The organism is Qipengyuania aquimaris (assembly GCF_020171965.1).
Lineage (GTDB): Bacteria > Pseudomonadota > Alphaproteobacteria > Sphingomonadales > Sphingomonadaceae > Qipengyuania > Qipengyuania aquimaris_A.
In genome coordinates, this window is the sequence record NZ_JAIUZK010000001.1 from 1,521,237 (window position 1) to 1,532,627 (window position 11,391).

General features: G+C 60.7%; 9 protein-coding genes. 2 read left to right on the forward strand and 7 right to left on the reverse strand.

Annotated elements, in window-relative coordinates:
- From LCM24_RS07545 to LCM24_RS07575, 7 genes are all read right to left on the reverse strand, one after another.
- Window positions 1-600, reverse strand: a complete 600-nt coding sequence (locus LCM24_RS07545; RefSeq protein ID WP_224803419.1) for a TadE/TadG family type IV pilus assembly protein — start codon at window positions 598-600, stop codon at window positions 1-3.
- Window positions 597-1,121, reverse strand: a complete 525-nt coding sequence (locus LCM24_RS07550) for a TadE/TadG family type IV pilus assembly protein (RefSeq protein ID WP_224803420.1) — start codon at window positions 1,119-1,121, stop codon at window positions 597-599. Before LCM24_RS07550 ends, LCM24_RS07545 begins: the two co-directional genes overlap by 4 nt.
- Window positions 1,118-2,680, reverse strand: coding sequence for a TadE/TadG family type IV pilus assembly protein (locus tag LCM24_RS07555; protein WP_224803421.1), 1,563 nt, complete (start codon window positions 2,678-2,680; stop codon window positions 1,118-1,120). Before LCM24_RS07555 ends, LCM24_RS07550 begins: the two co-directional genes overlap by 4 nt.
- Before the next feature lie 15 nt (window positions 2,681-2,695).
- Window positions 2,696-2,977: a hypothetical protein gene (locus LCM24_RS07560; protein ID WP_157799457.1), complete on the reverse strand. Its 282-nt coding sequence runs from the start codon at window positions 2,975-2,977 to the stop codon at window positions 2,696-2,698.
- A complete protein-coding gene (locus LCM24_RS07565) occupies window positions 2,961-4,430 on the reverse strand; it encodes a type II and III secretion system protein family protein (protein ID WP_224803422.1) in 1,470 nt (489 codons plus the stop codon). Before LCM24_RS07565 ends, LCM24_RS07560 begins: the two co-directional genes overlap by 17 nt.
- Window positions 4,420-5,343, reverse strand: coding sequence for a Flp pilus assembly protein CpaB (cpaB, locus tag LCM24_RS07570; protein ID WP_224803423.1), 924 nt, complete (start codon window positions 5,341-5,343; stop codon window positions 4,420-4,422). Before cpaB ends, LCM24_RS07565 begins: the two co-directional genes overlap by 11 nt.
- A 71-nt stretch (window positions 5,344-5,414) precedes the next feature.
- Entirely contained in the window at window positions 5,415-5,594 is a 180-nt protein-coding gene (locus LCM24_RS07575) for a Flp family type IVb pilin (protein ID WP_224803424.1), read from the reverse strand.
- A gap of 473 nt (window positions 5,595-6,067) precedes the next feature.
- Between LCM24_RS07575 and LCM24_RS07580 the strand changes: the two genes are divergently transcribed.
- Entirely contained in the window at window positions 6,068-6,805 is a 738-nt protein-coding gene (locus LCM24_RS07580) for a DUF2569 family protein (protein WP_224803425.1), read from the forward strand.
- A gap of 315 nt (window positions 6,806-7,120) precedes the next feature.
- On the forward strand, window positions 7,121-11,391 hold a 4,271-nt coding region (locus tag LCM24_RS07585), incomplete at its 3' end, for a beta strand repeat-containing protein (RefSeq protein ID WP_224803426.1).

Sequence of the window (11,391 nt, forward strand, 5' to 3'; positions counted from 1 at the left end):
TCAATTCGAGACATTGCCCGAACTGTCTTCAGCCGTCAGCGAGTAAGCAAAATCGGGAAGATCGACAGTTCCGAGAAGGAAAGAAAGGAGTGGGCGATGCTGCATGGATTCAAGCCGGACGGTCACGATAGGCGCGACCTCCGGACCATTAGGATCGCCCGCGTATCCGAGCCCTGACCAATCGTAATCTATCTTTACGTTGGCGTTTGTTATTTCACTTTTGAACAAGCGCATGCGGTCTGCGATATTGTTGAAGGCCGTAGCGTCGAAACCCGGTGTGAAGGAACACGAGGCCTTGCACGTACATGCCGTCGACGTGCAGGCCACGCCGGGGAAGGCGGTTTGCGAAACCGCGGTGCCCTGCACAGTGCTTCCATCGAGGACGAAGCTGTAGGTCTCCAGGCCATTGGGGACCATTTCGGTGACCACCGCGTAACGCGCGCCCATCTGGGTCGCTTTTTCCGCGCGGTTTATCTGCCACGCGTAGAAGCCGACATCGAGAATACCGAGCAGGAAAACGAGCATGATCGGCACGATCAGCGCGAATTCCGCTGCCGCCCCGCCGCGATCGTCGCGGACATATTTGGCCAGAACGCTCATATGCCGTTCACCGGTGCCTGAGCGCTTGCATTCACCGTGGCAGAGCCATCGATGAAACCAAGCTGGTTGAACAACGAGGGATAGCTCGCAGTGGCGGTGACCCGCACAACCGGGCCACCCGAAGCTTGAGCACTATAAATCCCGCCGTTGAAGGCGGAGTTGCACTGGTATTCGACGGTGACGTCGGTCAGCGCCCAGTTCGCAATGCGGGGGTTTCCGCTCGTATCGGTCGAGCCGTAGACGGTGACTGCCCGCGTATTCGAAAGGGAGGGATTGCCAGCTGCAGTCCATGCGGTCGGTCCGCCGGCAGTCTGGCAGGAATAGCCTGCACCGGTGAAGCCGAGGCGACCGGCGTACCGCGCGCCTTCGCGCACTGCCTTAATGATCTTGTGTTCGGTATAGAAGTAGTGACCGGCCTCGAACCCGCCGAACATGATCGCCAGGAGCAGCGGCAGGACCAAGGCCATTTCCGAAGCTGCGGCACCGCTCTGGGAGGGCAAGAAGGCGCGGGAATAGGTCATTCGATCAGATACGGCACGTCTTTGCGGATGGCCTGGGGCGTAGGATTGCCCGCACCGCCACCGACGGCCGCTTCCCTGATGACTTCCATGTAGACGCCGTCACGAATGCGGCCATTTGCCACTTCCGTACTGTCGTCCACGATCGGTTCGACGAGGAACATATCGACCCACTCGTCGACCTCCACGGCGGTAGATCCGCCCCTGAGAGCGTCGCAATTCTTTACGACCGCGATCGTCAGCACGCGACGGTCGATGGTTGAGGTGCCGGGGAGGCATATCGGACGACCGTACTGCCTGCCGCTGCCCGCTGCGATGTCGTGCGGAATGACGTTATTGTCGATTTCCCAGCGATAAACCTGATACCTGGTCGCGTTCACACCGCCGGGAAGCGTTGCGGGAATGCCTGTCCCGTGGTTCTTCGCGAAATACTCCGCAATCGCCCACTGCTTGCTGCCGAAGCGATTGCTCAAGCCGCCATTCTGAGACGTGCACGTCACCCCATAGCTATTGTAATGGCAAAGGTCGCGCGAAAGGCCCATCGCGTCGATAATGCCGTCGGCATCGAAAGATGCCGTGCGCGGCTCTGTGCCGGTTCCAGTACCGGGCCGGAAACGCCGGCCTACAGGCGGCAATTCCCAGGCATTGTTGTTCAGGCGGCAGGAATTCGGGTTGGTGTTTGCGTTCTGCTTCACCACGTCCTTCACGACATTGCGAGCAGGCGGACAAGCCCCCGAATTGCAGACACTCAGCTGGCCGCCATTGCCATCACCGATATCGAAGCGGGTGTTGATCGCGCTGAACAAGACCTGTGCATTCCCGGTTTCCGGGTCCGTCCCACCGTCAATCGGCGCACATTTCAATGCACCGATATCAAGGGCGAGCGCGTCGACGAGATCCGAAAGCTGGCCTTGGCCGACTTCAAGGAAGCCGAAATCGCCAGGAGCCCAGCTGTTGCCGCCCTGGCCGGTCATTTGCACGCCCATGCCGCGCTTTGCTGCAGCATCGAACGGCCTGGTAGGATCGGGACTGCACATCATAAGCGGAGGGACACGGCAGATGGCCGATCCCAATCCTGCAAATGCAGTTGCATCGAGAGTGGCGCCGGAAAGCAGACCAGTGACCGGCAGAAGGGCATAGTCGACCGTTTTTGCATTGACGTCGACTTCCACATAGCGTGCGGTGGCATCGCTGTTTGCCGCCTGTGTCTTCGCCTTGTCGCGATAGAAGCGGACCTGCCCCGTTGCGTCACACGCCGTTTCGGTAGGCACTGTCACCGCACTGTTCCCGCTGCCGAGAAGTGAGAGGTTGGAGACCAGCGAAACCGCGGCATTAGCGGCGCGGCTACAAGCGCCTGTCTTGCCATCGAGCTGTGTCGCGGCGGCAAGGGCGGCCTGATCGGCGCCGTTCTGCAATTCGGAATCCATGCCCATAAGCCGGGCATAATCCATGCCGACGCCGGCCATGGCGATGAGTGGGATAATGGCTAGCGCATAGGTCGCGGCGACTGCGCCGCGCTCTTCCTTATGGAACCTGTTTAGAAGGTTTTTTGCACTAACCATTGTTTCATGTCCGGCTTATTCCGGCGACTCAGTCGTGGAGACCTCGTCGGGCTCCTTGACGGCATCGTCGTAGTAGCGATCGATTGCGGCGACCGCGTTCTGGGCAGTCGTCGGCGGGATCGCGGTTTCGTATACAGGATTGGGATCGATAACCTGGGCGGCCATCGTGCGACGATTTGCTTCGCCCCAGCTGGTGTCCGCCATGAAGTCGTTTCCGCTACCGGTCGCGCAGCCTGCCGTGGCGATAACGCCTGCGGTCAGGAGCACGGTGCGAAGAGCCTTAGTATTCGTAGCCATCGGCTGCCTCCTGCGCGTTGGTTTCTGTGCCCTGCTGCGTATTGGCCGGAGTATCGCCGGCGATCGGCGGCAGGTCGTTGGTGCGATGTGCGTTGCCGTTCAGAAGTACATCGGCCTGGATCGGGTCCTTGACGCGATCTGTCGGTAGCTGGACCTGTTCGGGCCGGATCGGCGCGACCAGGCGCGGCGTCACGATGATCAGCAATTCGGTCTCGCCCTTCTGGAAGCTGGTCGAGCGGAACAGCGATCCGATCAGCGGGATCGAACCAAGCAGCGGAACCTGGTTGACTGTCGTCTGGAAGTCGCGCTGCAGCAACCCGGCAATTGCGAAGCTTTCGCCGTCACGCAGTTCGAGCACCGTGCTGGCACGCCGGGTCTGGAGGCCAGGGATCCGGATGCCGTTCAGATTGATCGACGCGGTTTCGTCGATCGAGCTGACTTCCGGTTCGACGATCAGGTTGATGACCTTGTTCGACAGCACGGTTGGCGTGAAGCCCAAGCCGACACCGAAGGATTTGAATTCGACGGTGATGCCGTTCTGGCCGCCGCCGACGCCACCGCCACTTTGCACGACGGGGATCGGAAACTCACCGCCGGCGAGGAAGGATGCCTGCTGCCCAGAAAGCGCGACTAGGGTCGGCTCGGCCAGAGTTTTCGCAAGACCCTTCTCTTCCAGCGCGTCAAGCGCGACATCCACATCGAGACCGAGAATATCGGTAAAGCTGCGGGTGATGACGCCGAATGCGTTGGTGATTTCGGAGACCTGCAGGTCGCCATTGCCGAAATTGCTGTTTCCAACGCCGGGCGTAAGCTGCGAGCCAGAGCCCGTGACGCCCGAAACTCGGTTGCCATTGAAGAAGGTCCGGACGCCAAGATCCTTGCCGATGCTGCGCGACACTTCGGCAAAGCGGACTTCCAGCATCACCTGCTGGCTGCCACCGAGCGTCATGAGGTTCACGACCTTGTCTGCGCCTGCGTAGGCAGAGGCGAGCTGGACCGCGCGGTCGGCAACACCAGCATCGCTTACGGTACCGGAGAGAACGATAGCGTCACCGGTCATGCGCGCGTCGACAGTTTCGCCGGGCATGAGGTCGGCCATCTGTTCACGCAGGCTCAGTACGTCGGGGCCGACGGCGATATCCATCACCGCGATGACGCGGTTCGAGCGATCGTAAAGCGTGAGCGACGTCGTGCCGATTTCCTTGCCGAGCACGTAAACCGAACGGTCGGAAACCGGCAGGATGTCTGCGATCGAGTCGTTTCCGATCATCGCACGGTCGATCGGCACGTCAGCCGTAACGACCTGGCTCTTGTTGACCGGGATTTCTACCGTACCGGCATGCATGGATTCGCTAGCATAACCCGATTGGGCGATGGCTGCGTGGGGAACGGTAGCCGCCCCGAGCGCGGTTGCGAAGGCGAGAGCCGAAAGGGCTGAGTGCTTAATTGCCACGGAGCGTCTCCACGGAATAGGTTTCAGCATTGGTGCCACGCACCACGCTCATGGTCGGACCGCGCGGGCGAGCCGGTGCACGTGCCTGCCTGGGCGCAGAAGTAGCGCCGCGGGAAGGCGGAGAATAGGACGGAGCCGCCAGAACCGGTGCCGGAGCGCCGCTGCTGCGGTTGATGTAGCGCCCACCGCCGCCAAGGTCGTTTGCCACGACGGTTTCCGTCGCGCCGACTTCTTGGTTTTCGACGTTGCGCAGTGCCAGGCTGAGATTGCCGACTTCGCGGGCGAGCGTCAGCTTCTGCGCGCCGAACATGTCGACCTGCAGGGTTGCGGTGGCAGTGACGACCGGCTCGGTCGCATTTTCGTCTGCAACCTGGTCCATGCCGAGAACGAGCACGTTCTCGAGCACGACCGTGGTCATCTTGTCCTGCTGCTGCTGGTTCTGGCCGGGGATCATGCGGGTCAACATGACGTCGACCACATCGCCCGGGCGAACGAAGCCGCCGACACCGGCAACCGCGTTAACGGGGATGGAGACCGCCCGCATGTCTTCGGGCAGGTTGGATGCCAGGCTCGCGCGGCCATTGTCGCCGCTGACCTTGGTGGCAAGGATGGGTTCGCCGGGCACGATCGGACGAAGCGCGACGCGCCCGCCCATCATGGCCTGTTCGAGAGAAGTGAAGGCCCCTTCCGGAACCGATTCCGCGGGCCAGTTTGCAAGCCGGACCGTGGTGTCGGTCAACGGCTGGCCGAAACTCATGGGCTGGGTGGCAACCACGATGCGGGCGAGCTGCTGCTCTTCGGCAATCGCTTCCTGCCGTTCTTCCATTCCGGTAAAATAGGCATTCGCCAGGTACACGGCCAACAGGCCGAGGAATACGGCAATACCGGCAATGAGCAGATTCCTGCCACGCATGATCTTTACCCCCCCGAGTTGAAAACGAGAAAAGGTCCCGCCGACTGTGCCGGCGGGACCTTAATTTTTGCTTAGACGGTGGTCGACTTGTTAGCCTGATTCACGTTGTCCTTCGCATTGTTGATCGCGGTGACGATTTCGCCGCGAAGCGCGATGGTTGCCGTAGCGATCACGGCGCCAACGATGGCGAGGATCAGAGCGTATTCAGCTGCCGATGCACCGGCTTCTTCAGTGATGTAGTTCTTGAACATAGTATTACCCCAAGTCTTGAAGACATTCGCCAGGAGAGACGATCTGTCATTTCATACACAGGACCTCCGGCATCTATTTCCGGAATGGCCCGCCCGAGGGGGGTAACGTTGTGGAACCGGCGCGACCTGTTTTGGTTATGTAACCGGATGCACCGGTTCGTTTCACGCTGGCTCCCTCGGAGCACAATTAAGTTCACTCAAACGCTGCTTACGGTCAACTTCGGTGCAACGCTTTCACAATTTGTCTACTTTTTAGTAACTTAAATTGGGCAAAAGTAAAGATCGTAGGTTAACAAAAGCTAAGAGTGATGCATTTTTACCCGAATGTCGCGTGCGCCGCACGATTGTGATTCGGCTAGGAGATTGAAATGATTCGGAACTTCCTGGGGGTGGTGTCTCAGGAAGGGGTTCGATCCCCAGGGCCGATCGCTACCGCTGTCAGGGCCTATTCCGGAAAGCTCGCGCTCAGGAGCGTGGCAATAACCCGCTGGATCGAGGCGCATCTTAATCACCTGGCCGTTGCATGGGTAAGCGTCATGGCACTGCTTTCGGTTGCAAAGCTGGTCAAGGCGGGAAGGCTTGGGGCGGACATCGACTGGCTTGCCCTTGCTGCAATTCCCTATCTCGCAATCATCATCGCGCCGCTGCTCGGCTTCCTTCTGGCCCGCGCTGCCTTTCAGTCGATCGACAATGCACCGGGTGTCCGGCTCGCCCTCTTCGGGCGCTGGAGGAGCCTGCGCCTAAAGGAGGCGCATAGCCACCCGCTTTACGGGACGACCGGCTTCCTGACCTCGCTTCTCGTGGGACTGTTGTTCGGCATCGTGATGCGGACAGGTGAGTTCTTCATGATCCAGCCCGCGCTCCTCGCGCACGCGCCCGCGTGGAGTCATATCCTTTATCTCGCGATGGCGGCCGAGCTGGCGATGATGAATTTCTTCTACATGGTCTGCTTTGTCCTCGCGCTCCGCCGCGTGCCCCTCTTTCCAAAGATGCTCGCCTATGTCTGGATCCTCGACATTCTCGCGCAGGTTGCGATCGCGGGATCCCTTTCAGGCGTGGGTCTGCCGGTCGAAGTGGCCGAGCCCCTGGGCACCCTGCTCATGGCCAATATGAACACGGTCATGGTCAGCATTTTCATCTGGATGCCCTATTTACTCCTCTCGGACCGTGTGAACGTTACCTTCCGGCAGAGGGTCTCTGCGAGCGCCTGAGCCGCGCCGAATTCTTGTCTTCTCGTCCCAAAACCGGACAGTGACAATGTATCTTGAAAAATCAGTGTTTTACTGGCGATTTTCGCCTGAAATCCGCCCGATTCGGGTGATTTGCGGGCTGCGCCAAGTAGTTAACAACATTGAAAGATTGCCCTCAAACTGTTTCACATAATGCAACGACACGTCTCTCCGGCAACTCGATTCGCCGAGTGGAGATGAAAAGTCGGGCCGCGAAAATTGCTGGACGGGCCTGTGCCCGTATCTTGCTCGAGATGATCTTGGGGGGTGGTCTCCCGGTCTTTTCCGGCTCGCATCATGTTCGGCAATTCTCGCGCTACGGAGGGGATTTCGCTCCTCCATCCGGCTGAGAAGAGGACCGAGATGATGGACAGTTTCGAGCAGAATGGCGAATTCGCCGACGCACAGGACAGCCAGGACATGGACACCGGCAACAGCCAGTCCTCGGCCGCGGCCACTCGTGCCAATGCGGACATCGTCCTTGTTCCCAATGAAGACGGTGTCGTCTTCCTTCCCGACGGGGCTTCTCTCGAAAACCTGACTTCCTCAGGCCGCGACCTTGTAATCGTTCTCGACGACGGAACGCGCATCGTCATTCCCGAAGGCGCGATCATCGTGCCCCAGATCGTGGTCGACAGTGTCACCGTTCCTGCGGCCAACCTCGCAGCCCTGCTGACTGGCAACGAGCCGCAGCCCGCTGCCGGTGATCCGCAGAGCTCGGGCGGCAATTTCGAAGTCGATCCGGGCAACATCCAGGCCGCCTATGATATCGGCGACCTGCTTCCTTATACGCAGCTCCAGTTCCCCGAACCCGAAGAGCGCGAGATCATTCCGTACCTGGTCGACCAAGATCCGGATATCGTAGTCGAAACGCCGGACAATCCGGCAGGCGTCATCAACGCGATCGCGACGGTCGACGAATCGGGCTTGCCGGCCCGCACTGTCGACGGAACCGACGAGAGCGAAGGCACCCAGGACGAGACCAACCTCGAAACATCGGCCGGGACGATCGTGTTCAATTCGCCCGACGGCGTTGCGTCGGTGGCCATAAACGGCGTTGCGATCACCGAAGTCGGCCAGACCTTCGTCGGCGACAAGGGCATCCTTACGATCACGAGCATCGACATCGAAGGTGGCGAGATCGGATTTTCTTTCACGCTGACGGACAACCTCGTCGGCGAGACCGTCGACGGTTCGTTCTCGATGACGGTTACCGACACCGATGGCGACAGCGCCACCGCGACGCTCCAGATCAATGTCATCGACGACGCGCCGATTGCGCGCGATGACAGCAACGATGTGCCGGGCGGTTCGCACGACACGATCTTCGGCAATGTCACGGACAACGACGAATCCGGCGCCGACGGTTATGCCGAAGCCGGTGCGGTCACGAGCTTCGCCAATGGCGGCGGCTCGGCAGCCCCCGGCGACACCCTTGTCGGCACTTATGGCGAACTTACGCTCAATGCCGACGGCAGCTATTCCTACGATCGCTTCGTCAACACCCCCGGCGGTGTCAGCGAGGAATTCACCTATACGATCACCGATGCGGACGGCAGCACCAGCACCGCGACGCTGACCATCAACATCGGCGATGCGCCGAACGTGATCACCAACGTTCCCGAAGGCGATGACGCGACAGTGGTCGAAGAGGGGCAGCTCCCGCCGACGACCGATACCCGCGATGACGAGCCCGAAGGCTCGAACTTCGACGGCGACGATGAGACCGCGACCGGCACGATTACTTTCACTTCGCCCGACGGCGTCGACACGATCACCATCGGCGGCACCGTCATCGACCCCGACAACCTGCCGCAGGTCGTTGTGTCGGACGATACCGGCACGCTTACTGTTACCGGCTACACCTATGACCCGGAAACCGGCGTCGGCACGATCACCTATGATTACGAGTTGACCGACAATACCGGCGATACCGACGGCACGACCGTCACTTTCCCGATCGTCATTACCGATCTCGACGGCGACCAAGCCGAAGACGATCTGAACATCACAATCGTCGATGACGTTCCGGAGGCGGTCGACGACGCCGCCTCGCAGGCTGGCGAAAACGCTTCGATTTCGATCGATGTTCTCGCCAACGATACTGTCGGCGCAGACGGCGTGGACCTTGCGACCGGCGTTGAAGCCGTAGACGGCTCGCTCAGTGGTACGGGCAGCCTCGCCTACAATGACGACGGCAGCTTCACTTACACCCCGGGTGCAGGTGAGACCGGAACCGTCACGTTCCAGTATACCATTACCGATGGCGACGGTGACGTTTCTACCGCCACCGTAACGCTCACCCTTTCGCCCGATTCCACTCCAGAAATTGCGGTCGAAGGCGACAACGACGTCGACGAGGCCGCCTTGGGCGCTCGCGATGGTGAGCCTGCGGGTTCCAACTCGGCGAGCGACGGTGAAATCGCAACCGGTGTCATCTCGATCACGACCGGCGGCGACACAATTGCCTCGCTCGTCATTAACGGTGTCAATGTGACCGCTGGCGGACAGGTTGCGACCGACAGCGGCGTACTGACGATCACCGAAAGCAACGGTGCCTACAGCTACAGCTTCGAATTGCTCGACAATACGCTCTCCGACCCGGACAGCGAGAGCTTCTCTCTCACCGTTACCGACAGCGACGGCGACACGGCTTCGACCACGCTGGTCATCGCCATCATCGACGATGCGCCGAGTGCAGAGAACGACAGCAATGCGATTGCGGCGGGCGAATACGGCCCGGTTGACGGCAATGTTCTTGCCAACGACACCGTCGGCGCGGACGATGCGGTTGTCACGTCCTTCACCGGTTCGGGCGGTTCGGGCGCTGCGGGCGAAACCGTGCAAGGCGCATACGGCACGCTTACGATCGCGGCCGATGGAACCTACAGCTACACCCGCGATGCGGGCACGCCCGGCGATGTCGAAGACAGCTTCGATTACGTGATCACGGATGGTGACGGCGATACGGCCACGGCCACGCTGGTCATCTCCATCGCTGACAGCCCGGTCACGCTGGATCTTCCGGTTGAGGGGGAGGCAGGTACCGAAGTCGATGAAGCCGGTCTTCCGGCAGGTTCGGCTGCGGCGACCGATGGCGAGTTCACGAGCGGTACCTTCACCTACACCGCGCCCGACGGACCGGCGGTGATCACGATCGGCGGCACTGCTGTGACCGCCGTTGGCCAGACCTTCACGGGAAGCTTCGGTACTCTGACCGTGACCTCGATCGCCGAAGGCGAGATCGGTTACACTTACGAGCTGACCACCAATACCGACGGCGACGACACTTTCGACAGCTTCGAAGTGACCGTTACCGACCAGGATGGCGACACTGTCTCCGGCGATCTCGATATCGACATCGTCGACGATGTGCCCACCGCACGTCCGGATACGGACAGCGTGACCGAAGACGGTCCGCTCACTGCCAGCGGCAATGTCATCACCGATGCCGAAGCCAATGGCGACAATGGCGGAGATACGCAGGGTGCGGACGGCGCCGAAGTGTCGGCTTTCTCGTTCGGCACCGATGCGGGCACGGTGGGCGCTCCGCTTGCCGGTCTGTACGGCACGCTGACACTCAATGCGGATGGCAGCTACACCTACGAGCTCGATAATTCGAACCCGCTGGTCCAAGGCCTCGACTCGAATGAGACCCTGACGGAAGTCTTCGACTACACGCTGAGCGACGGTGACGGCGACGACCGCCCCACCACGCTGACGATCACGATCAACGGTGCGGACGACATCGTGACCATCAACGGTCTCGACCTCGAGACACCTGAAGAAGTTGTCGACGAAGACGACCTGCCGGAAGGCTCGTCGCCCGATACGAACGCGCTGGTGCAGGACGGCAGCTTCACGGTCGACAGCCCCGACGGGCTGAGCGTTCTGACGGTTGGCGGTACTGCGGTGTGGGGTAATGGCGAGACCTATCCGGTTTCGATCAGCGGCGAATTCGGCACCGCCCGGATCACCGATGTCACCGTGACCACCGATGCCAATGGCGATGTGGTCTCGGCAACCGTGTTCTACGAATACGAGCTGAGCGACAACACGCTCGAGCATGACGCTGCCGGCCAAGACGACGTCACCGACAGCTTCGAAGTGGTGGCAACCGATACCGACGGATCGCAGGACACTGCATCCCTCGACATCCAGGTCATCGACGATGTTCCCACGGCCGAGGACGACACGAACAGCGTCGTCGAAGGTCTGGACAACTTCACGACCGGCAACGTCTATGACGGCGCAGGCGTGGGCGACAATCCGGACGAGCTTGGCGCGGATACCGATGGCAAGTCGGGTCTCGAGGTTACCGGTGTGCGCACCGGCGAAGAAGGCGATGCGGGCGCGCTGACGGCAGTTGGCGGCGCAGTGACGGTCTCGAGCGCCTATGGCGACCTGACGATCAATCCGGACGGCAGCTATACCTATACGCTGACCACCGCCTCGATCCCCTCGGGTGTCACGAGCGATACCTTCACCTACCAGATCACCGACGCCGACGGCGATACGGACCTGGCAGAGCTGGTCATCACGCTGAACCAGGATCCCAACGCTCCCGA

Bases quoted from the DNA above. Each gene is read 5' to 3' on its own strand.
- LCM24_RS07545 (WP_224803419.1), bottom strand. From the start codon at position 600: ATGAGCGTTCTGGCCAAATATGTCCGCGACGATCGCGGCGGGGCGGCA.
- LCM24_RS07575 (WP_224803424.1), bottom strand. From the start codon at position 5,594: ATGTTCAAGAACTACATCACTGAAGAAGCCGGTGCATCGGCAGCTGAA.
- LCM24_RS07560 (WP_157799457.1), bottom strand. From the start codon at position 2,977: ATGGCTACGAATACTAAGGCTCTTCGCACCGTGCTCCTGACCGCAGGC.
- LCM24_RS07550 (WP_224803420.1), bottom strand. From the start codon at position 1,121: ATGACCTATTCCCGCGCCTTCTTGCCCTCCCAGAGCGGTGCCGCAGCT.
- cpaB (WP_224803423.1), bottom strand. From the start codon at position 5,343: ATGCGTGGCAGGAATCTGCTCATTGCCGGTATTGCCGTATTCCTCGGC.
- LCM24_RS07555 (WP_224803421.1), bottom strand. From the start codon at position 2,680: ATGGTTAGTGCAAAAAACCTTCTAAACAGGTTCCATAAGGAAGAGCGC.